At 30.2% G+C, this 22,106-nt stretch carries 18 protein-coding genes; 13 read left to right on the plus strand and 5 right to left on the minus strand.

The genetic code is table 11. The annotated features are described in order from the left end of the window. Positions 1 to 240 precede the first annotated feature (240 nt). From hslU to nadD, 6 genes are all read left to right on the plus strand, one after another. A complete protein-coding gene (gene hslU / locus I6E17_RS05115; RefSeq protein WP_235235981.1) occupies positions 241 to 1,566 on the plus strand; it encodes an ATP-dependent protease ATPase subunit HslU in 1,326 nt (441 codons plus the stop codon). A 21-nt stretch (positions 1,567 to 1,587) separates the two neighbouring features. Continuing rightward, complete coding sequence (gene smc, locus I6E17_RS05120; protein ID WP_235235982.1) at positions 1,588 to 5,103, plus strand: chromosome segregation protein SMC; 3,516 nt, start codon at positions 1,588 to 1,590, stop codon at positions 5,101 to 5,103. 104 nt (positions 5,104 to 5,207) lie between these two features. After that, positions 5,208 to 6,218, plus strand: a complete 1,011-nt coding sequence (gene lpxK, locus I6E17_RS05125) for a tetraacyldisaccharide 4'-kinase (protein WP_176828517.1) — start codon at positions 5,208 to 5,210, stop codon at positions 6,216 to 6,218. Between the two features lie 4 nt (positions 6,219 to 6,222). Further along, complete coding sequence (locus tag I6E17_RS05130; protein ID WP_235235983.1) at positions 6,223 to 7,038, plus strand: hypothetical protein; 816 nt, start codon at positions 6,223 to 6,225, stop codon at positions 7,036 to 7,038. Between the two features lie 2 nt (positions 7,039 to 7,040). After that, the gene (locus I6E17_RS05135) at positions 7,041 to 7,493 is read left to right on the plus strand and encodes a PTS sugar transporter subunit IIA (protein ID WP_176828519.1); all 453 of its coding nucleotides are present in this window, start codon (positions 7,041 to 7,043) and stop codon (positions 7,491 to 7,493) included. Continuing rightward, positions 7,493 to 8,059, plus strand: coding sequence for a nicotinate (nicotinamide) nucleotide adenylyltransferase (gene nadD, locus I6E17_RS05140; protein WP_235235984.1), 567 nt, complete (start codon positions 7,493 to 7,495; stop codon positions 8,057 to 8,059). The genes I6E17_RS05135 and nadD overlap by 1 nt, the downstream gene beginning before the upstream one ends. Positions 8,060 to 8,090: 31 nt before the next feature. Here nadD and I6E17_RS05145 read toward each other — a convergent pair whose 3' ends face one another. Next, positions 8,091 to 8,708, minus strand: a complete 618-nt coding sequence (locus I6E17_RS05145) for a histidine phosphatase family protein (RefSeq protein ID WP_235235985.1) — start codon at positions 8,706 to 8,708, stop codon at positions 8,091 to 8,093. Between the two features lie 102 nt (positions 8,709 to 8,810). On the opposite strand from I6E17_RS05145, the gene kdsB reads away from it, so the two are divergent. The 7 genes from kdsB (at position 8,811) to I6E17_RS05180 (ending at position 18,021) form a co-directional block, all read left to right on the plus strand. Next, complete coding sequence (gene kdsB, locus I6E17_RS05150; protein ID WP_235235987.1) at positions 8,811 to 9,548, plus strand: 3-deoxy-manno-octulosonate cytidylyltransferase; 738 nt, start codon at positions 8,811 to 8,813, stop codon at positions 9,546 to 9,548. A gap of 13 nt (positions 9,549 to 9,561) precedes the next feature. Next, the gene (locus I6E17_RS05155; RefSeq protein WP_235235988.1) at positions 9,562 to 11,112 is read left to right on the plus strand and encodes a SpoIID/LytB domain-containing protein; all 1,551 of its coding nucleotides are present in this window, start codon (positions 9,562 to 9,564) and stop codon (positions 11,110 to 11,112) included. A gap of 256 nt (positions 11,113 to 11,368) precedes the next feature. Next, a complete protein-coding gene (locus I6E17_RS05160; RefSeq protein ID WP_235235989.1) occupies positions 11,369 to 12,004 on the plus strand; it encodes a TetR/AcrR family transcriptional regulator in 636 nt (211 codons plus the stop codon). 34 nt (positions 12,005 to 12,038) lie between these two features. Beyond that, complete coding sequence (locus I6E17_RS05165) at positions 12,039 to 13,355, plus strand: TolC family protein (protein WP_235235990.1); 1,317 nt, start codon at positions 12,039 to 12,041, stop codon at positions 13,353 to 13,355. Positions 13,356 to 13,382: 27 nt separating this feature from the next. Further along, positions 13,383 to 14,471, plus strand: a complete 1,089-nt coding sequence (locus I6E17_RS05170) for an efflux RND transporter periplasmic adaptor subunit (RefSeq protein WP_235235991.1) — start codon at positions 13,383 to 13,385, stop codon at positions 14,469 to 14,471. Positions 14,472 to 14,502: 31 nt separating this feature from the next. Further along, positions 14,503 to 17,583 carry an efflux RND transporter permease subunit gene (locus tag I6E17_RS05175; protein ID WP_235235992.1) on the plus strand — a complete coding sequence of 1,027 codons (3,081 nt, stop codon included), beginning with the start codon at positions 14,503 to 14,505 and terminating at the stop codon, positions 17,581 to 17,583. A gap of 45 nt (positions 17,584 to 17,628) precedes the next feature. After that, on the plus strand, positions 17,629 to 18,021 hold the full coding sequence (locus I6E17_RS05180) for a PG0541 family transporter-associated protein (RefSeq protein ID WP_235235993.1): 393 nt from the start codon (positions 17,629 to 17,631) through the stop codon (positions 18,019 to 18,021). Between the two features lie 1,025 nt (positions 18,022 to 19,046). On the opposite strand, the gene I6E17_RS05185 is transcribed toward I6E17_RS05180, so the two are convergent. Genes I6E17_RS05185 through I6E17_RS05200 form a run of 4 tightly spaced genes read right to left on the minus strand, consistent with a single transcriptional unit; the run spans position 19,047 to position 21,736 of the window. Then, on the minus strand, positions 19,047 to 19,916 hold the full coding sequence (locus tag I6E17_RS05185) for an ATP-binding protein (protein WP_235235994.1): 870 nt from the start codon (positions 19,914 to 19,916) through the stop codon (positions 19,047 to 19,049). 5 nt (positions 19,917 to 19,921) lie between these two features. Next, a complete protein-coding gene (locus I6E17_RS05190; protein WP_235235995.1) occupies positions 19,922 to 20,812 on the minus strand; it encodes a hypothetical protein in 891 nt (296 codons plus the stop codon). A gap of 50 nt (positions 20,813 to 20,862) precedes the next feature. Beyond that, positions 20,863 to 21,300 carry a helix-turn-helix domain-containing protein gene (locus tag I6E17_RS05195; protein WP_235235996.1) on the minus strand — a complete coding sequence of 146 codons (438 nt, stop codon included), beginning with the start codon at positions 21,298 to 21,300 and terminating at the stop codon, positions 20,863 to 20,865. After that, complete coding sequence (locus tag I6E17_RS05200; RefSeq protein ID WP_235235997.1) at positions 21,290 to 21,736, minus strand: hypothetical protein; 447 nt, start codon at positions 21,734 to 21,736, stop codon at positions 21,290 to 21,292. The genes I6E17_RS05195 and I6E17_RS05200 overlap by 11 nt, the downstream gene beginning before the upstream one ends. Positions 21,737 to 22,106: the final 370 nt, after the last annotated feature.

Genomic DNA, 22,106 nt, shown 5'->3' on the forward strand with positions numbered 1-22,106 from the left:
GGGGACTATTGTAAATATCTGTAAAATAAAATTTTATACTGTGAAAATATTTTCCTATTTATTTTGCTTACTTCACTAAAAATGACAAACTCGGACTAAAGTCCTCAAATAATGTCATTTTTTAGCGTTCAGTTCGCTTCATAAATTACGGAAAAATTTTCAATCTCCTAAAATTTTATTTTACAGATTTTCAGATACAAAAGTCCCCTTTTATAAAAAAATAAATTTGGGAGAAAAATAATGACAGATAATAAACTTGTTCCAAAAAAGATAGTGGAAGAACTTGATAAATACATTGTTTCTCAGGAAGAAGCCAAGAAAAATGTGGCTGTATCCCTTAGAAATAGATACAGAAGAAAAGAGATAAAAGATGAGGTTTTAAGAAAGGAGATAACTCCTAAAAATATAATTCTTATGGGATCTACAGGAGTTGGAAAGACTGAAATAGCAAGAAGGCTTGCTAAAATTACAGATTCTCCTTTTCTAAAAGTTGAAGCTACAAAATATACAGAAGTTGGATATGTTGGAAAAGATGTTGAAAGCATAATAAAAGATCTTGTTGCAGTGACTATAACTAAAATGAAAAATAGAAAAATAGAGTCACTTAGAAAAGAATACTATATGAATGCTGTGGAAAATGTGGCAAAGAAAATAAATAATCTGGATACTCTTAATGATGAGTTTAAAAATGAGCTTATAAATCATATTCTTGAAGGAAAATATGATGATGAAGTTATTGAAGTGGAAAAACCTAAAACTGCAAATATGGGTTCTCCTATTGTTGAAGTTGTAGGAGCAGGAGATGAAAGAGAGATAGGAAGTGTCCTTGAAAATATAATGTCAACTTTTGACAGCAGTAAAAAATCAAAGAAAATGAAAATGAAAGTCAAAGATGCCATTGAATTTATGCTTAATAAAGAGATAAACGAAAATATTGATATGGACGAGATAATTCCAGAGGCTTTAAGAATGGCTGAAGAAGATGGAATAATATTTATAGATGAGATAGATAAGATTGCAGAAAGAGAAAACAGTGGAAGAAGTGAAGTTTCAAGACAAGGGGTTCAAAGAGATATTCTTCCTATTGTTGAAGGAACAACTGTAATGACAAATTATGGGCCTGTAAAGACAGATCATATTTTATTTATAGCAGCTGGGGCTTTCTCAGAATCAGATTTCTCAGATCTTATGCCAGAACTTCAAGGAAGATTTCCAATTGTTGTAGAGATGAAAGATTTAACAAAGGACGACTTTATAAAAATACTGACAGATGTTGAATTTAACATAATTGAGCAGTATAAAATTCTTTTAAAAGCTGATGATGTGGAAATAAGTTTTTCAAAAGGAGCAATTGAAAAAATTGCAGAAACAGCCCTTAGACTAAATGACAATGTAGAGAATATAGGAGCAAGAAGACTTGCAGCAATAGTGGAACTGGTATTAAGAGACATAATGTTTGAAGCTCCTTATGGTGAGCCTAAAAAAATAAACATAGATAAAAAATATGTTGAAAAAGTCTTCAAAGATCAGTTTGAAGATGAAAATCTTGATAAATATATATTGTAAACTAATCAAGGAGAACAAAAGATGTATTTAAAAAGTGTAGAGATATACGGGTTCAAATCTTTCGGAGAAAGAATAAAAATAGATTTTGACAGCGGGATAACTTCTATTGTAGGGCCTAATGGTTCTGGAAAATCAAATATTCTTGATGCTATCTTATGGGTTCTTGGAGAACAGTCATATAAAAATATAAGAGCAAAAGAGAGTAAAGATGTAATATTTTCAGGAGGAGATAAGAAAAAACCTGCAAACAGTGCAGAAGTTTCCCTTTACATAGATAACAGAGACAGATTTTTTCCAATGAATGAAGATACAGCAAAAATAACAAGAAAACTTTATGCAAATGGAGAAAATGAATATTCTGTAAATGACAGAAGAGTAAGACTTAAAGATATAAATGATATGTTTATGGATACAGGAGTTGGAAAATCAGCTTATTCTGTAATAGGTCAGGGAAAAGTTGAAAGAATAATATCTTCTTCTAAAAAAGAAGTTAAAGAAATAATAGAAGAAGCTGCAGGAGTTAAAAAATTTCAACAGAGAAAAACTGAGTCTGAAAGAAAGCTTGAAAATGTAAGCAACGAAGTTGAAAAAATAGAGCTTATCTTAAATGAAACATATGAAAACAGAAATAAGATAAAGAAACAAGCTGAAAAAGCTCTTGCTTTTCTTGAAATAAAAAATGAAAGAGATTCTCTTAATAAAGGAATAACTTTATTTGAACTTGAAAAAAGCAGAAATCTTCTTCAAAAAACAGAAGAAAAAATAGAAGAAGCTGGAAAAAATCTTGAAGAAATTAAAGAAAAAAGAGAAACTGGAAAAAGTGAACTGAATAAAATAACAGAAGAAAGAGAACAGCTTAAAATATCTATTCAGGAAAATATAGATAAAAATGAAGAACTTAAAAACACAATAACTGCTTTTGAAAAAGAGAAAGTAAAGCTTACAGAAAGACAGGAAGCTTATAAAAGAGACAGAGAAGACAGAAAAGAAAGACTTAAAAATGCTGAAGAAAAAGCTGTGAGAAACAGTGAGTATCTTGAAAATATAATAAAAGAAAAAGAAAAGACAGCAGAAAGTATTAAGTCTGGAGAAAATGACTTTTCAAAATATGAAAATGAAATTCAAGTGAAAGAAACAGAAAAGAAAGAACTTGAAAAAGATATAGAAGTTAAGAAAAGACAGATTCTTGATTTTGAAGTTGAGAAACTTCAGTATGTAAATGATATTGAAAGTTCTTCAAGAAGGGTTAAGGGAAGTAATTCAAGAATAAACTCTCTTAATCAGGAAATAAAAGAAACAGAAGATAGAATAAAAGATAATAAAGAACTTCTTGAAAGTGCCCTTAAAAATAAACTTTTTAAAGAAAAAATGCTTAAGGAGACAGAGGAAAGACAAGTAATCTGTGAAAAGCAAATTTCAGAAATCAGTATAAATACAAATAAGGTGTCTGAAATATTAAGAAGAGATGAGAGCGAAGAAAATAGAAACAGAGTAAAATATGAAAGCCTAGTGAGATTTGAAGAAAATAATGATGGATTCTTCAGAGGGGTAAAGGAAATTTTAAACTGTGGAATAAAAGGTGTAAATGGAGCACTTATATCTCTTATTTCTATTCCTGAATATCTTGAAAAAGCTATTGAATCTGCAATTCCTGGAAATCTTCAAGATATTGTTGTAGATGACAGTACTGTTGCTAAAAAATGTATAGAAATTCTTAAAGAAAGAAAAGTTGGAAGAGCTTCTTTCCTTGCTCTTGACACAATAAAAACATTTACAAGAAAAGAGATGCCTTCTTTTGAAGGGGTTGTTGGAAGAGCTTCAGAACTTATAAAATTTGATGCAAGATATCAAAAAATAATAGATATGGTTCTTGGAAATCTTCTTATAGTTAAAGATATTGATACAGCAGTAAATATTTCAAAGAAGAATCTTTATTCAGGAAATGTTGTAACTCTTACAGGAGAGCTTATAAGTGGTTCAGGAAGAATTACAGGGGGAGAAAGTAAAAACTCTGCAATTTCTCAGATGTTTGAAAGAAGAAAAGAGATGAAAAGACTTGAGACAGTTCTTAATGAACAGGTTTCAAGAATAAATGAGAACAGAAAAAAACTTGATGATTACAGTAGAAAGCTTGAAGAACTTGAAAATGAAATTTATCAGGTTGATGTCCAAGAAGAAGCTCTTAAGAAAAGCATAAAAGCATATACTGAAGAATATGAAAGCCTTAAACAGAAAGATGAAAAGCTTTCTAAAAACAGAGAGATGTTCATGCTTGAAAAAGAGGAAGAAGAACAGTATGCAAAAGAATATGAAAAAAGAATAAAAAATTCAAGTCTTGGAAAAGAAAATATTGAAAAACTTACTAAAGAATATAAGGAGCAAATTGATAAAAACAGCAGTGCTCTTGAGGAAATAAACAGAGTTGTAAAAACTTTAAATGATGAATTTTCAGATATTAAAATAAAGTTTTTAAACAGTAAAGACAGACTTTCTCAGCTTGATAATGAAATAAAAAGAAATGAAGATGAAAAGCATGATATAGAAAATGAAATTTCTCAAATAAAGGGAGCTCTTTTAAGGTTGGAAGATGAAATTAAAAAATCACTTGAACAGCTTAAAAAAGTTGAAGATGAAAAAGAGATAAAAGAATTTGAGTTTGAAAAAGAAAATAGAGGACTTCAGATTGCAAGAGAAAAAGAAGCACTTCTTGAGATTAAAGAAAAAGAACTTATAGGAGTTATAAAAGATTTTGAAACTCAAGAATATAAAGAGGAAGAAAAACTTAAAGGAGAGAGAGAAAAATATTCTCAGGTATCTGAAAAAATTTCTTCTCTTGAAGAGGGACTTTCTCAACTTGAAAAAGTTGAAGCTAAACTTGTAGCAGAACTTAATTACAAAGAGTCATCAGATAAGGTAAGAAATCTTACAAATAAACTTAAGGACTTTGAAACAGTAAACCTTTTAGCTGTTGAAGAATTTAAAGAACTGGATAAAAAATATCAGTTTATAAAAACACAAAAAGAGGATCTTGAAGAAAGTAAAGCCTCTCTTCTTCAAATAATTGAAGAAATTTCAAAAGCTATAGAAGAAAGATTCTATGATGCTTATAAAAATATAAATGAAAACTTTAATATGATGTGTATGGAAACCATAGATAACTCTGAAGGAAGTTTAGTTCTTTCAGGTGAAGAAAGTTATGAGAACTGTGGTGTTGAAATTTATGTTAAATTTAAAAATAAGAAAAAACAGTCTCTTACTCTTCTTTCAGGAGGAGAAAAATCAATGGTTGCAATAGCATTTATCATGGCAATATTTATGTATAAGCCAAGTCCTTTTACTTTCCTTGATGAGATTGAAGCAGCACTTGATGAAAAAAATACTAAAAAACTTATAAATAAACTTAAAGAATTTACAGAGAAATCACAGTTTATTTTAATAACTCATAATAAAGAAACAATGAAATCATCAGATACACTGTTCGGAGTAACTATGAATAAAAAAATAGGAATTTCTAAAATTGTTCCTGTGAAATTGTAAAAATAGTTAAAAAAGATTAAAAAAAGAGAAAAAAGTCTTTGATTTTTATTAGTATTAACTGTACAATATTAAGCAGAGAGAAAAAATTGTACTAAGAGGGAATTATGAAAATTTTGGCATATATATATTACTTTGTTACAAGCCTTAGGAACTGGCTTTATGACAAAGGAATTTTAAAAATAAATAGGCTTGATGATGTTTTTATCATGTGCATAGGAAACATAACAGTTGGGGGAACAGGAAAAACTCCAGCTGTTCAGTACTTTGCCAGAAGACTTTCTGAAGAGGGAAGAAAAGTGGCAGTTGTTTCCAGAGGGTACAGAGGGAAGAGAAAAGTAGAACCTCTTATTGTTTCAGATGGAAAAAATATCCTTGTGTCTTCAAGAGAAAGCGGAGATGAGCCATACAGCCATGCTTTAAATTTAAAAGTCCCTGTTATAGTAGGGAAGGACAGATACAAAGCATGTAAACTTGCAAAAGAAGTATTTGATGTAGATACAATAATTCTAGATGATGGTTTTCAGCACAGAAAGCTTTACAGAAATTGGGATGTTGTTCTAATAGATGCAACAAATCCTTTTGGTTGGGAAGCACTTCTTCCTAAAGGAACTTTAAGGGAGAGTTTTCACCCTGCTGCAAAGAGAGCCTCAGAATTTATAATAACTAAATCAGATCTTGTTTCTGAAAAAGAAGTTGAAAAGCTGAAAAGATTTTTAAAAGGGAAATATAAAAAGCCTGTTTCAACAGCAAAGCATGGAATAAGTTCTCTATGTGATGTTGAAGGGAATGCAAAGCCTCTTTTCTGGGTTAAAGGAAAAAGAGTTCTTTTATTTTCAGGGCTTGCCAATCCTCTTAACTTTGAAAAAACAGTTATATCACTTGATCCAAGTTATATAGAGAGGATAGATTTCCTTGATCATCACAGCTTTAAAGAAAAGGATATAGATCTTATTAAAAGAAGGTCTGAAGAAATGAGGGCATCTTATATTATAACCACAGAAAAGGATATAGTTAAACTGCCTAAGCATATATATATAGAAAATCTCTATATACTTAAAATAGAATTTGAATTTTTAGAAAATAATACATTAAAATGTTTTAGAGGAGCGAATTAAATAAATGTTTACACTGGAAGATTTAAAAAAAGACAGAAAAGATGTAATAGAAAAGATTTTACTGGAATCAGGGAGAGCAGGTGTTATATCTTTTTGTTCAGAAGTATTAGATAAGAGAGCATATTTTACTGTTGATATGTATGGAAATATAAAAAGAAAAGGATATGAATATGTGATTCCTGCAGCAGTATTTACAGAAAAGGATGCTGATTTTATAAATTATACTGCTGAAAGTTTAGATTTTACAGAAAAAACAAAGATAGAAAAAACAGGAAGAATGACAAATGCAGATACTTTAGAAGTAAAGAAAAATATATTTAAGCTTATTGTAAAAGGCGATTGTCATTTTTCAATGAGACATTGTAAAGAACTTTATATGAGAGATAAAGATGAGTTCTTTAAAATGATGTTTACACTTTCAATGATGGACAATATATCTTTTGAAAAGCCTCTTGCTCTTTATTCTTTAAAAAAATATTTTGAAAAATATGGTTATTCAGATGAAGCACTTTACCTTACAATTTCATATGTTGCTAAAATGAGAGCCGATTTCAGAGACTATGAAAATGCAGTAAAAGAAAATATTTCAAAAGAACAGTTGAAAGAAATTATAAAAAAAGATATAAATAAATATGAAACTAAAAAGGGACTGGAGATTTTAGGTTATTTATCAGTACTTTTAAGTTACAGCTATGAGAAAGAAAATATATTTGCATCTATTCTTAAAGAAAAAATAGATGAATTTGAAAAAGTTTCTGAAGATAAAGAACTTTCTTCAAAAGAAAAAGAGATATTTAGAAATCTTTCTAAGGAGGTATAAAAGTGATAGATTATTTTAACGGGAAACTTATTACTTACATTGAAGGAAAACACAGCAAAGAGGAAATACTTCAGATGCTTGTATCATTCATGGAGCAAAATACCGACCTTATAGAAAATAAAGATGAATTTTATAAGCAAATTCTTGAAAGAGAGGCTGTAGGAAGTACAGGGATTGGAATGGGAGTTGCTGTTCCTCATGCAAGAAGTACAGGAGTTAAAGATGTTGTTGTAGCTCTTGCAGTTCTTGAATATCCTGTTGACTTTAATTCTATTGATGGAGAACTTATAAAAACAATTGCTCTTGTAGGAGCACCTAAGGATAAGAGCAAAGAGTATCTTGGACTTCTTTCAAGTCTTTCTAAAATTTTTAGAGTTAAGAAAAACAGAGATGCTATAAAAACAGCAAGAGATCAGAAAGAACTTGTGGAAGCAGTAATGGAGACAGAAGTATAGTGAGAATAGGAATATACGGAGGAAGTTTTGATCCTCCTCATTACGGTCATAAAAATATAGCAGAATTTGTAATAAAGGAGCTTTCTCTTGATAAACTTCTTGTAATTCCTTTGGGAATAGCTTCCCATGGAAAAAATAGTCTAAGTTTATCTGAAGATAGAATGAAAATGTGTGAACTGACTTTTGGAGATATAGAAAAAGCAGTTGTTTCACCTATTGAGATAAATATGGAAGGTGTGTCCTATACTTTTAAAACTTTAGAAGCAGTTATAAAAGATATGGGAGAGGATAATGAATATTTTGAAATAATAGGAGAAGATTCTGCAAATTATTTTGATAAGTGGAAGGAATATAAAAAGATTCTTGAACTTTCAACTGTAGTTGTTTTAAAGAGAAAGGGCTTCAAAAATGTTGTTGATTCTCCAAAAATGATAACAGTTGACAATCCTTATTTTAATATATCTTCAACAGAGATAAAGGAAAAAATAAGAAATGGAGAAGATGTTTCAAAGTTTCTCACTAATAAAACAGTAAAGTTTATAAATACAAAAAATCTTTATAAATAAGGGGTTATAGATTTACAATAACCCCTTATTTTTATGATAAATGTGATGTATCAGAGAATAGAAGAATTTCCCACTTTCCATCTTTATATTCAGCAACAGTGACACTTGTGTTTTTAGGTACTTTTCTTTCAGCAAAACTTTCAACACCAGAATTTGTAATGTTTGCAAAAATTGATTCAAGAGTTACCCCATGAGAAACAATAAGAAGAACATCATCTTGAGAATGATTTTCTATTATTTTCTTAAGTCCTTCCCCAGCTCTTTTGTAAACACTGTCAAAAGTTTCCCCACCAAAAGCTTCAGGATCATATTCTTGCCCGTTATTCCAAAGATTATAAAATTGCACAGGATACATAGCTTCAAAATCTGCTCTTGGAATTCCTTCCATTTCTCCCATATTTATTTCTCTGAATTCAGGTATAATTTCAATTTTTGGATTATTTCTATCCTCTGTAAGAATGTTTATTGTTTCAAGGGCTCTTCCAAGAGGAGAGGAATAGAAATGTGTAAATTCTATGTCCTTAAGACTTTCTTTAAGTTTTCTTGTCTGCTCTTTTCCATTTTCAGTAAGAGGAGAATTTTTTATTCCCTGAAATATTTTAAGAGTATTCCAGACTGTTTCTCCGTGACGAACAAAGTATAATTTCATTAATCAAATAACCTCCATAAAAAAATCTTTTATAAATTTCTATTTTCTTGTATAATCAATATTAGGTATTTATATTTTACACATTAATAAGGAGGATGTAAAATGAAATTTTTAGGAATAATTCCTGCCCGTTATGGATCAAGCAGATTAGAGGGGAAACCTCTTAAGGATATATGTGGGCACAGTATGATAGAGTGGGTTTATAAAAGAGCAAAACTTTCAGACCTAGATGATGTAATTGTAGCTACAGATGATAAAAGAATTTTTGATGAAGTGGAAAGATTTGGGGGAAAAGTTATAATGACAAGTGAGAATCACCCAAATGGTACGAGCAGAATAGCAGAAGTATGTGAAAAAATAACAGATTATGATGTGGTTATAAACATTCAAGGAGATGAGCCTTTAATTGAAAAAGATATGATAAATTCTCTTATTGAGGCTTTTAGAAAAGAACCTGAACTTAAAATGGGAACTCTTAAACATAAGCTTGATACAATGGAAGAGGTTGAAAATCCAAACAGTGTAAAAGTAATTACAGATAAAAATGATTATGCAATATATTTTTCAAGATCTGTAATTCCTTATCCAAGAAAAGAGGATATGAAAAATTATTATAAACATGTGGGAATATATGGGTATAAAAGAGACTTTGTTCTTGAATATTCAAAATGGGAACAAACACCTCTTGAAATATCAGAATCTCTTGAGCAGTTAAGAGTGCTTGAAAATGGATATAAGATAAAAGTTCTTCCTACACCTTATAAAATAATAGGTGTTGATACAGAAAAAGAACTTGAAAGAGTAAGAGAGTATATAGCTTGTCATAAGCTTGAAATATAGATAAGGAGAAGCAATGAAAAATATATATATAATTTTTGTTCTTGTTATGGGGATTATAATTTCAGGGTGTTCGTCAACAGGAACAAGAAATTTTGAAGCATCAAGAAATGAGCACAGTACAAATGACAGAATGTCATATTTTTCAAAATATGGTTATCCTTCTCCTGATGGAAGAAGAGGGACAGAAGTTCCTTATCTTCAGGCAACAAGCCATATAAAAGGGAAAAGAACATTTTTAAACAGATATAGTGAATCAAAAATACTGAATTTTTATAAAGACCTTGATACAGAAGGTTTTGGAGATAATTCATATTACTGGAGATGGTATTTTTCAGTTGATGAGAGAGATTATTCAAGAAGTATAAACAAAACATTAGTTTCTTCTTATAATTCAAGAGCAAGTTCTGTTCTTACTCTTTCTGGAAATAGATGGGTGAGAAAAAAAGTTCCTGCAAATCCTGTGGGAAACTTAAAAAAACTTATAGTTCTTGAAAGAGGAAAATCAGGTGTAATAACTTATCTTCTTGTAAGTGGAACAAATGGGGAATATCTTGTAAAAGGAGAATATGCAGTAAGAGTTGTCCTTGGACTTAGTAAAAATAACATAGGAGAAAAAGTTAAAGTTTACAGAGCAAAAGGTGGTGACAGCACATATTCTGAAAAGGCTGCTCTTTCAAATCCATGGCTTCTTCCTTCAGGTTTCCTTGCAATAGAGAAAAAAGGAAAGACATACCATGTTTATGGAGGAGGATATGGACATGGAGTGGGAATGTCACAATATGGAGCATATGACCTTGCTAAAAACTATGGATACAGCCATAAGAAAATACTTGGTTGCTATTATACAGATGTTTCTTTAAGAAATATGTACAGACTTGATGGTGTTGGAAAAACTATAAGAGTTGGAATAACAACAAATGGGCACAGAAGCCTTGACCACAGTACAGTAACTCTTACTTCACATAGTAAGGCAACACTTACAAACAGCTGGATGAATATGAAACTTAATCCAAGAGATAATGTAAAAATAGTTTCAGATGGAAGAAAAAAAATAATCTATGTAAATGGTAAAAAAAGAGCAGAGACTGTTCAAGGGGTAAAATATAAAAGTAATGATAATAAAGTAATAGTAACGAGCCTTAAAAGAGGACATAGAAAAACAAGTTACCCTGTATACAGAGGAACTATGGAAATTAAACTTTCTCCTACAAATTCAAAGGCAGTGAGAATGATAAATGAAGTTAATATGGAAGACTATCTTCTTCAGGTTCTTCCAAGTGAAATGCCTGAAAGTTTTGGACTTGAAGCCCTTAAAGCACAGGCTGTTGCAGCAAGAACTTATGCTCTTAATGATTATTTTAACAGCAGATTTAAAAAAGAAGGTTTCCATGTTATAGATGATACAAGAAGCCAGATGTATAATAATGTAGATGAAAATCCTACTTCTACAAGAGCAATAAAAGAAACTTATGGGGAAGTTATGCTTTATAATGGAAAACCTGTAGATGCAAAATATTATTCAACTAGTTCAGGTTATGGAGCAGCTGCTCATAATATATGGTAGAATTGTTATTATGTTGCTTTTCTTTTAATTACTAAGTAACAACCGTTACTGAGGGAATTCGTTTAAATTTAGGATAAACAAAAAAGCTATGATACAAGTCTTCACTTTTGTGGAGGCTTGTTTTATTTTTATAATTTTTTTTGTTATAAAATAAGTAAAAATAAAAGAAAAAAGTATTGACTACTCAGTCAGAATGTAGTAAAATGTTTTGGTATAATAATGACCATATAGTCATATGTCTGGAAAGGGGATTGCTGTGAAAAAACAAGTTAAAAGAGAGGAGATAATACACGCAGCTAAAAAGCTTATTATTGAAAAAGGTTATAGGAAAACAAGTGTTGAGGATATAACAAGAGAAGCTGGAATAGCAAAAGGAAGTTTCTACACTTACTTTAAATCAAAAGATTATCTTATGGAAACACTTCTTATAGAAAAACTTGAAAATAGAAGTGGAAGTGTGAAAGAGATTATAGCTTCTGAAGGAAGTTTGGAAGATATAATAAGAGAGTATGTGAAATATTATCTGACAGTATCTGTAGATGATGCTGAATTTATTTTGGTTATGACAACTATGATGAGAAGTGTGGACAGTGTTGGAGAAGTTGTTATAGAAAGACTTGAAAAAGATAAAGCAAGAAGAAAACAGGAATTTATAAATATACTTAAAAAATTTAAAGATGAAGTGGATATTAAAGAAGAGAGAGATTATGAAAGATATGGACTTTTAATCTTTGGTATGATAAACACTTTCTACATAAATAATTTGTTCCCATCTGAAAATAGATTTGTTGAAACATCTCTTACAGATGTAAAAAATAAAATAAGCAGTATAGATTTTGATTATGAAGCAAAATTTATGACAAATATATTAATAAAACTTGTAAGAAAATAAAATTTTAATTATAAATATTTTTAAAGGAGGCAACATGAAAAAGGTTTTGGGCATACTATTTTTAATGAGCACAGCTGCATTTGCAAGAAATCTTACACTTGATGAAGCTATAGAGCTGTCTCTTAATAACAGTAAAAAAATCCAAATATCTTCAAAAAACATGAAGATAGGAGAACTTAATCTGGCAAGAGCTTTTAAAACAGCATTGCCAAGTGTGGCTTATGAAGGAAGCTACTCTCGTTTTGAACATACAAAAAGAGATATGTATGGAAGAGAAACAGGAGTAAATAAAATTTCAAACATAAGCGATTCAGGAAAGTATAAGAATAACGCTCATGAAGGTAAAGGTGGATATTCAAGTCAAATTGTAATATCACAGCCTATTTTCCAAGGAGGAGCAATCTTAGGAGGAATTAAAGGAGCAAAGGCTCAGTCAAATATTATGGATTTATCTTACATTGCAGAAAAAAGAGATGTAAGACTTGATACAATCCAAATGTATTCTAATATTATAAGATATCAGAAAGACCTTGAAGCTCTTGAAACTTCAAAAAAAGAACTTGAAATAAGACATAAAGAGCAAAAAAATAAATTAGATTTAAAACTTATTATAAAAGCAGATCTTCTTAAAACAGAGGTTTCTATGCTTGAAGTTGAATCAAATATAGTTCAGGTTAAAAACCTTATTGAAGTTGAAATGAAAAAACTTAAAATAGAAACAGGACTTCTTGATGAAGAACTTACACTTACAGATTTTTCAGTTCCTGAAGGTTTAAGTGAAGGAATAGACTTTGATAAAGATATGGTTACTGCTAAGACTTCAAGTCTTGATGCACTTATTGCAAAGAACAATGTAGAATATGCTAAGGCTGAAAAGATGGTAGCCTTCAGTGACAACCTTCCAAAAGTTAATGCTTTTGTACAATATGGAGGATATGAAAGAGACAGTATGGACGACACTTTCCACAATGAAGAATGGAGAGGAGGAGTTTCTGTTTCTTGGGAAATGTTTAACTTCGGAAGTGGAATAGACAGCTACAGAGCAGCAAATGAAAGCTATAAGATTGAAAAATTAAATGACAGCATTGCACAAGATAATATAGAAATCAATCTTACAACTGCTTACAGTGAAGTTATAAGACTTGAAAAACTAAGAATTGCAATGAGAAGTTCTCTTGAGGCATCTCAGGAAAATTATGCAATAGATACTGAAAGATATAAAGCTGGACTTTTATCAACTCAGGATTATTTAAATTCTGAAGCTCAGTTAAGACAAAGCAAAGTTGATTATAACAAAGCTGAAACAGATTATCTAGTTGCTTTTGAAAGATACAGATCATTATTAATATAAAATAGGGTAAATTTTAGGAGGAAATTCATGAAAAAGATATTTTTAACAGCACTGGCAGCTGCAGTAATGTTTGCAGGGTGTGGAAAAGATAAAGAAGAAGCTAAACCTGTTGAAAAAATAAAATATGTAGTAACAGAACCTGCTCAAATGAGAAAAATGAGCCAAATTTTTAAAACAGACGCTGTTTTAGAGCCTGAAGGAAAAATTGATCATAAAACTGAAAAAGGTGGAACAATAGCTAAGATTTTAAAAAGAAATGGAGATTCAGTTAAAAAAGGAGAAATTGTAATGAAACTTACAGACTCTGCTACTGAATCAACATATTTATCAGCAAAAGCAAGCTATGCATCAGCTGAAGCTGCATATAAAATTGCAAGAAATAACTACTCAAAATTCAAACAACTTTATGAAAAAGATTTAATTTCTTACTTAGAATATGTTGATTATGAAAATACATATGTAAATGCAAAAGGTTCTTATGAATCAGCAAAAGCATCATTTGAAAATGCTAAGAATGATTATGATAAATTATTCAGAAAAGCTGATATTGATGGAATTGTAGGTAACTTATTTGGAAAAGAAGGAAATGAAGTTTCTGCAGATGATGTTGTATTTACAGTTATTGATGATAATGTAATGGAAAGTTATGTAGGATTCCCTGCTGAATGGCTTACTCAAATTCAAGTTGGAGGGCCTGTTTCAGTTGAAGTTCCTGCAGCAGGAAAAACAATAGAAGGAAAAATTCTTGAAATTAACCCTATTGCAGATTCAGGTACTAAAAAATTCAAAATCAAAATTGGTATAGAAAATAATGACAGAGCTGTAAAAGATGGTATGTATGCTTATGCAACAATTCCTGTTGGAGAAGTTGAAGTTCTTTCTACAAAAGATTCTGCTGTATTTATAAGAGAACTTATAAGTTATGTATATAAAGTAGAAGATGGAAGAGTAAGAAGAATAGAAGTTAAACCAGGAGCAACTAACCCTCCATACACAGCACTTCTTTCAGATACAATAAAAGAAGGAGATACAATCGTTGTTGACGGAGTATTCGGACTTGAAGAAGGGGACAAAGTTCAGGAAGCAGTAACTGAAGCAAATACTCAGGCAAAATAATTTATAAGAAATTAATGAGGTGAAAAGATAGATGACATTAGCAGGATTATCAATACGCAGACCGGTAGCAACAACAATGCTTATGATTTCTATGATGTTCATAGGGCTTATAGCAATGTTTTCAATGAAATCTGAAATGCTTCCTAATATGAACATTCCTGTTGTAACTATAAGAACAACATGGAACGGGGCTGTACCAGAAGATGTGGAAACACAGATTACTAAAAAAATAGAAGAAGTTCTGCCCAATGTAGAAGGAATAGATAAAATTGAATCAACTTCACAATATGGGCAATCAACAGTAGTTGTACAATTTAACTACGGTATAGATGCAGATGACAAAGTAACAGATATTCAGAGAGAGGTATCAAGACTTACAAATGACCTTCCTGATGATGCTGACACTCCTGTTGTAAGAAAAGTTGAAGCAGGGGTAGGAAACTTAACAATGGTTGTTTCAGTTACAGGGGCATCAAGAATGGAACTTAACACAGCCATTGAAAACTATGTAAAACCAAGACTTGAAAGTTTAAAAGGTATAGGAGAAGTTAATGTATTCGGTACACCAGACAAACAAGTTCAAATCCAAGTAAATGGAGATAAACTTGCAGCATTTGGAATGTCTCCTATGGAACTTTATCAACTTATAGGTGCATCAAGCCAAAGTATCCCTCTTGGAACTATTGACACTGGAGATAAACAGATAGTTGCAAGATTTATGGGAGAAACAAACTACATAGACCAGATTGAAAATATCATCTTAAAAAGTAATGGTAATACTTTAAGAGTAAAAGATATAGCAGATGTTGTGCTTACAACAGAAGATCCTACAGATGTGGGATACTTCAATGGTAAAGAAAATGTGGTTCTTGTAATAGAAAAATCTTCTGACGGAAGTACAATAGACCTTAATAATGGAGCAAGAAAAGTTCTTGGCAGTGTAAAATCAGTAATGCCTCCGGGAACAGAATTTACAGTAATGCTTGATACATCAACAGATATCGTAACATCAATTTCAAGTATTGCATCAAGTGCAGTTCAAGCCCTTATACTTGCTACAATAGTACTTTTACTATTCCTTAAAAATATAAGAGCAACAGTTTTAATTTCAATAGCACTTCCAGTATCAGTAATATTTACATTTGCATTCCTTGCCCTTAATGGAACAAGTTTAAACCTTATTTCACTTATGGGACTTTCACTTGGAGTTGGAATGCTTACAGACAACTCGGTTGTTGTTATAGATAATATCTATAGACACATGACAGAACTTAAATCTCCTGTTATGGCAGCAGCAGATGATGGTACAACAGAAGTTACAATGTCAGTTATAGCATCATCACTTACAACAATGGTCGTATTTATTCCAGTATTATTTATTCCGGGAATTGCCAGAGAGATATTCAGAGATCTATCATTCTCAATTATCTTCTCAAACCTTGCAGCACTTATAGTATCACTTACATTAATGCCAATGGTTGCCAGCAGATTCCTTTCTAATAAACAAAACATTACAAAAGAAGGAAAAATATTTGCTAAAGTAAAAGAAAAATACCTTGTTGTTATTAACTGGGCTGTAAAAAATAGATTTAAAACAATACTTATTCCAATAGTTTTATTCATATTTACAATGACAGTTGGAACAAGATTCTTAAGAGTTGAATTCATGCCTAAACAAGACCAAGGTAGATATTCAGTTGTAGCTGAGCTTGGAAAAGGTGTGGATATTGATAAAGCTGAAAGAATAGCAAGACAAATTGAGGATATAGTAAAAGCAAATCCATATACTCAAACATATTTCAGCTTAGTTCAAAATGACACAGTTGCAGTCAATGTTGAAATTGGTAAAAAAGATACAAGAGACGAATCAGTATTCAATATTATAAATGAAATCAGACCAAAGGTTGAAAAGATACCCGGTATCAGACCAAACCTTTCTGAAGATTTCCAAATGCGTTCTCCTCAGAGAGCAGTTGAATTTGACATAGTTGGACCAAACCTTGATGAACTTAAGATAATAGGTAAAGAGGTAATGGAAAAACTTGTTAAATATCCCGGAGCAGTTGATGTTACTTCAACAGTTGACGCAGGTAACCCAGAAGCAAGAGTAGTTCTTAACAGAGAAAAGATAAGAAGCTACGGTATAAACCCAGTTGAAGTTGGACAAACAGTAAGTTATTTTGTTCTTGGAGGAGACAGAGGAGATACTCTTACAGTTAAAACAGGAACAGAAGAAATTGATGTTTTAATCAGACTTCCTAAAGATAAGAGAAAAACAGTAAGTGATTTAAGTAATATTAATATAAAAATTGGAGAAGGACAGTTTATAAAATTATCTGACCTTACAACAATAGAAATGGCAGAAGGTTCTCCTGAAATTAATAAAACAGACAGAATATACAGTGTTACTGTATCTGCAAACGATGGAGGAGTTGGACTTAAAAGCATTCAAAACGAAATGTTAAAAGCCTTTGAAGAAACAAATCCACCAAGTTCTATTTCATATAAATGGGGAGGAGAATCTGAAAACCTTGCAGATGCTTCTACACAGCTTGGAGCAGCTCTTGCAATATCTATTTTCCTTATTTATGCACTACTTGCATCACAGTTTGAAAACTTTGTATTCCCAATAATTATTATAGGTTCAATCCCTCTTGCACTTATCGGAGTTATATTTGGGCTTATAGTTACAAATCAGCCTGTAGATGTAATGGTTATGATTGGGGTAATAATGCTTGCAGGTATAGTTGTTAATAACGCTATCGTTCTTATTGACTTCATTAAGATGACAAGAGAAAGAGGAAGCGAAAGAGAAGAAGCTGTAATTGAATCATGTAGAACAAGACTTAGACCAATTCTTATGACTACAATGACAACAGTATTTGGTATGCTTCCATTATCACTTGGAATTGGTGAAGGTTCTGAAATTTACAGAGGTATGGCTATTACAACAATGTTCGGACTTGCATTTTCAACACTTCTTACACTGGTTGTAATTCCTATTTTCTATACACTTGTAGAAGATATGAACAACGCTGTTTTAAGATTTATTAAAAAGATTTTTAGAAAGTTAATATCAAAGTTTCCTAAAAAAAAGGAAAAAAATAAATAATTTAGAATAATAAATTAAGAACAACCATGAAGGGGAGGATTGGAAATGAAAAGAGAGGAATTTTATTCAGATTTTAAGTTAATACTAGTTTATATCAATGAAGCACAAAAAGCCAGATTGGAAGAGTTCTTTGAAGAGATAAGATTTTATTATTATGCTGTTCAGAAAAAACTTGAAACTGTGTGGAGTGATAAGATAAAACATAAGAATTCAACTGTATGGCCTGGAACAGACTGTATATTCATGTTAAGTGTTCCAAGTGGAGAAGTTGATAAAATGCTTAAATACTTAAAAACTTTCAGAATGTCTCTGCCTGAAGGGATAGTAATGTCAATAGGTATTCTGCCTATGGACAGAGTAATTCCAAGAGTTTACTTTGAAGATATAGATGTTGATGAGGAACTTCTTGAAAAATTAAAAGATAAATATACAAAATAGGATATATAAAAAGTCAGTGATTAAATATCGCTGACTTTTTTTCTTTAAGTTATATTAATAAAAAAATGAAATAAATTTAATCTGTAAAATAAAATTTTTTACAAAAAAATATTTTTTATTTATTTTGCTCACTTCATTAAAAATGACAAACTCGGGCTAAAGCCCTCAAACATGTCATTTTTTAGCATTCAGTTCGCTTCATAAATTACAAAAATATTTTTAATCTCAAAAATTTTATTTTTACAGATTTTTTTAAATTATCTTATTTATATAAATTTTCCTTTATACACTTTCACTTAAAAAGTAAATTTAAAGATAAAGTAGTATGAGTTAAGCGATATTTTCTGATAAAACTCTTCCCTAATTTTTGTATAAAAAAATCGCTGTAACTATTTTATATATTACAGCGATGTCTCCCACTTGCTCGGCAAGTTATTAGCTTGCGTCAACACTATGGTACTAACATATTAACTTAAGTATATCACTTTATTTCATATTTTACAATTTATTTTTTATCAAAAACCTTCCTTTATATATATGTAAACTTATTGCATGAAATTGTGGGAGAGATTATGGTTTTTCACTTCCTTTCATTCGCATGATGCTAAGATTTAAAGAACTAATTATATACTTTGCAATATTTAACAAAAACCTTCCTTTGTAATATACAGGTTTTTATATATTATATTTAATCAGGGAGTATTTATTTTTTTTCGCATAGTGCTAAGATTGGAGAAATAATCATATAAGTTTTTATATAAAAGAAAAATTTATATTTTACAATTATTTTTAGAATTTATATAAATAAAATAAGCAATATTAAAAATAACTGCTCTAGTTTATAAGGCAAAACAGAATAAAGAAAATTTGGCTGTCTGAACGAAGTGAGTTCCAAATTTTCATTCTGTGAGCCGTAATAAACAGCAGTTATTTTTTCTTAGCTTATTTTATTATATATAAATTCGTATATATTAAGGGAGAGATTATATATAATATAAAGGAAGGAAGTTGATGAAAAATGAAATTTATATAATAAGCTCTTTAAATTTATCATCAGCAGCTTTTCTTCTGCTTTTACCTCTGTAGCACAAACCATAGCACATTTCATTTATTCTGTCTTTTATTCTTTTTCCGAAAAGTTTTGAAATATCACAGTCTTTATCTTTTATATATTCTAAATTGGTTGAAATAATAATAGGTTTTTCAGATTTGTATCTTGTATCAATAAGGAGAAAGACTTTTTCAAGCACCCAGTCAGAAATTTTTTCTGCTCCGAAATCATCAATAATAAGCAAGTCACATTCAGCAGCTTTTTTTAAAACTTCCACTTCCATAGTGCTCCATTCAAGTTTAAGTCTGCTTAAATAAAGCCCGAGATTAAGAGCCATAACACTTTTCCCTCTTTCCATAAGGTAATTCCCAATACAAGCACTGTCAAAAGTTTTTCCAGTTCCTGAGTTTCCATATAAAATAAGCCCTACACGGACATCTTTAATCATAAAAGCCTGAGCATATCTTTTACAGATAGAAAGGTTTTCAGTGAAATCAGCCTTTTCAAAAGTTGAATTTAAAAATTTGCTGTCAATAGCAGAGAAGTGTCTGTATTTATAGCCTCTGTTTAAAAGTCTTTCCCTGTCAGATTTAAGAGAAAGATCTTTAATTTTTCTTTCATAGAAAGTTTCATGGCATTTACAGCTGGGAATATATTTTATTTTGTCCCCTAAAATTTTAATCATTTCTTCAGGGAGCATACGGTTTATAATATAAGGGCTGCCACACTCACTGCATCTTCTTGAATAGTCATATTCAGGGGTTTTATCTCCTGAAAAATCAAGGTTTAAATTTTTATTTCCTGAGCTTAAATCTTTAATATTTTCCCATGTAATAATTTCCAAAGCACTCACCTTAACCCTAACATTTTATAAAGTTCTTCATTGTCTTTATTTTCTTCATAAACTTTGCTGTTATTAATATTAAGCCTTGTATCAGAGGGAGATTTTCTGTAAGAAGAACATCTGTCAGCAAAACTTCCGTTTAAAGCACTTTTAAGATTATCAACTTTAAAAATTGTGTTTATGCTGAAATTATTTTTAACAAACTGACTTTTTCCCATAATTTCCAATGCTTTAAAAAATTTTTCTGCCCCAAGAGAATAAAGACAGTTTAAAATTACACTGTTTTTAGGTCTGAAGTCATAAGTTGGGAGAGAATATTCTTTGTATTTTTTCAAAATATCCTCAATGACAGGCATGGGATTTTCCTCCCCTGTGTGAGTAATATTATAATCAGCTATAGAATTATCAGTTATAGAAGTATCTTTGTCATGACAAATTGTCACTGGTTCAGATGACATTGTGTCATGAGGGCTGTCACATTTTGTCACTTGATACCCTGTTTTTGTCATATGAGTATTTTCAGAATAATCATTTTCATTTTGTTTATAAAAGTCAAAATCATTAAGAGTGCTGTAAAGATTTCCGGGAGCAAGATACATAAATTTTCCTGTTCTTCCTTTTTTGCTTGAAAGAATAACTTTTTTAAGAATATCTTTTTCTATAAAGTTATCAATTTTTCTTTTAATAGTTCTCACACTTCCTAAAATCTGAATTTGTTCAGCAAGATAGCTATAAGTGAGCCACATATATTTATCTTCATTTATAATTAAATATTCAAGTGTGTCAGAGGAACTTGAGTATATATCCATGATAGTTCTTAAAAGCAGAGCATCATTTCCGTCAAGTCCATATTTAATAAGAGCTTTTTGATTATATCCACAGATATTATATTTCATTTTCCTATCCTCTCCTTTTATAAGATTATTTAGAGTTAAAATTTTAATAATTAATTTCTTAAGAAGGGAAGAAGCCCTTCTGTTATAATAAATTTTCTTTTTCCTTTTTGCAAAGTAAGAATTTCCCCGTTATCTATTGCCTGATAAATATAACTTCTGCTTATTTTAAGAAACATGGAAACTTCTTTTACAGAAGTTATTGTTCCCAGTTCTTTTTTTAATTTTTCAAGAAGCATTTCTTCAAAGTCATCTCTTGGAGGAGACACCTTAAGAAGATATAGCTTTATTTCTTTATCCATATCCTGAGCAATCTGCATAAGTTTAAGCCTCCTTTTTTCACGCCGTTTTATAGCTTTTTCCCTTTTAATTTTTTCTTCCCTTTCCCTTTTAAGTCTTTCATCTTTTAAATGCCTGTATTTATCAATATCTAAATCGTCAAAAAGAAATAAGAACCTTTTTTTAAAGGTTGTAATATTATCAGTATTCATTTCTATATCTTTGATGAGGATGAATTTTACTTAAAAATGGAAAAATTTCTTTTGTTTTTATGGAATAAATGCCGTCATAGGCAAAGCAGGGGATAACTCCTTTTTCAATGGCATCAAATACAATGTCCACATCAATGTCAAGGAAATCGGCTAGGTTATGGGGTTTGGTAAGAGGTCCAAGTGTTTTTATAGCCTTTGTCATATATCTGTATTCAAAAAGGTCGTCAGTATATTTTGGGATATATGAAAAAGGATTTTCAAGATATTTTGAACAGTTATAATAAAAACCGTTTATTTGTTTTTGGTGCTGTTCAGAGGTTTTGTAAGTTTGAAAGAACTTTATATATTCCTGTTCTTTAAAATAGTTATTTATTTTTAAAATATCTTTAGGTGTTAAATTTTTTTTACTTCTTCTTTTGAGTGACTTTTTAAGCATTTTTATCTCTCCCTTTAAAAAATTATTAAACAGAGAAATTTCTCTTAAGTTAAGCCGCATGCGTGACAGAATTATATAAAAAACTTTGAAAAATGTCAAAAATAAAAACGGTCAAAATTTACACGAAAGGGCTTATTTTGCACAAGAAATAACCAATTCCCAAAAGTGAACAGTTGTAAAATGAGAAAAAATTGTGAATAAAAAAAATTATCAAAAAAACTTCAATTTTTTTAAAAAATTTTAATTTTAAAAAAAGTGCTTGACAATTAAAACAAGCAGGACTATAATCAAATTGAATGTATTTAAAAAATATAGAGTGAGTTTTACAAAAAATAGTATAAATAATTTTAACTAATTAAACAGTTTGATT

Origin of the sequence: Fusobacterium perfoetens, assembly GCF_021531595.1 — a bacterium.
Lineage (GTDB): Bacteria > Fusobacteriota > Fusobacteriia > Fusobacteriales > Fusobacteriaceae > Fusobacterium_B.